At 46.4% G+C, this 1,071-nt stretch carries 2 protein-coding genes; both read right to left on the bottom strand.

Annotated features, from left to right (window positions below):
• Positions 1–15: 15 nt before the first annotated feature.
• A complete protein-coding gene (locus tag ACYVIY_RS28615) occupies positions 16–576 on the bottom strand; it encodes an IS630 family transposase (RefSeq protein ID WP_460980096.1) in 561 nt (186 codons plus the stop codon).
• Positions 551–1,024 (bottom strand): winged helix-turn-helix domain-containing protein, encoded by a 474-nt coding sequence (locus tag ACYVIY_RS28610; RefSeq protein WP_460980095.1) that lies wholly within the window; start codon positions 1,022–1,024, stop codon positions 551–553. Before ACYVIY_RS28610 ends, ACYVIY_RS28615 begins: the two co-directional genes overlap by 26 nt.
• Positions 1,025–1,071 lie beyond the last annotated feature (47 nt).

Here is a 1,071-nt window from a genome sequence, read left to right as displayed (position 1 = left end):
TTATAGGCCTGTGAATTAACTTGTAATGAAGCCTATCTCTTTTTTGTGGAAGAAGGCTTGCACCAATTTTGGATTTTTCTCCAAACGTTTTATTTCTTCAAGGACTGCGGTGGTCAACTCTTCTAAGTTGGTGAACACCTGATTTTTCAGGCTACGCTTTAGGTGACTCCATACCAACTCGACTGGATTCAGTTCGGGACTGTAAGCAGGTAAGCGCTCTAAGTGAATTCGCCCCGTTTTTTCTTTCAACAAGGTTTTGACGGCCTCACTTCGATGGATAGCTGCACCGTCCCAGATCACTAAGAGGTTTCGTTTGCCATAGCGACCACAAAGTTTATTCAGAAACCAAACGATATCCTCACTGGTAAAGGGCTGATTCTGACCAGCCACACACAGACGACCATTCGGGGCAATGGCAGCAATTAAGCTAAGATGGGTTCGACCCGCCTGCTCAATAAGTAGGGGTGTCTGACTACGCGGAGCCCAAGTGTGGGCTAATAAAGGTAACAGATAGCAAGCTGACTCATCAACATATAAAATGACCCGCTGTTCATCCTTGGCTTTTTTTGAGTTCATGTAAGCGATCATCCCGCCATTGTGCCACCGCCAAGGAATCTTGCTGCCGAGCTTTGGCCTGTGGTTTCTGGCGCGTCCATCCCATCTTTTTGAGTAATCGTCCAACTTGGGAGGGGTCATAACTGACACCAAACAGCTTTCTGATGATCTCATTGACACGAGGCCTTGTCCAAATTGCTCCCGCAAATCCATGATGTACGGCGCCTTTATTGAGTTCATCGACGAGTTGCTGTAGTTGGTCAGTTGTTAACCGAGTCGGTGCGCCAGTAGGTTTTCGCCATTGCAAGGCTGTTACGCCTTGCTGTCGGTATTTCTTTAAGGTTTGACTAACCCAACCTTGAGTTAAACCTAAGGCCTGAGCGATAGAGCCTTGCTTCCAGCCAGCCTGATCGAGTTCGACACAGCGTCGGCGAAGTACTTCGTAGTCTGAGTGTTTGTATTTTGCCATACTAACAGCAAAATACAATTATTATAAGCTTATTCACGCATCAATAA

This window comes from Spirosoma knui, from assembly GCF_054780635.1.
Note: the sequence above shows the minus strand (reverse complement) of the source record. Positions and strands in the feature narration are given on the sequence as shown.

Coding starts and splice junctions, on each gene's coding strand:
- ACYVIY_RS28615 (WP_460980096.1), bottom strand. CDS start 576: ATGAACTCAAAAAAAGCCAAGGATGAACAGCGGGTCATTTTATATGTT.
- ACYVIY_RS28610 (WP_460980095.1), bottom strand. CDS start 1,024: ATGGCAAAATACAAACACTCAGACTACGAAGTACTTCGCCGACGCTGT.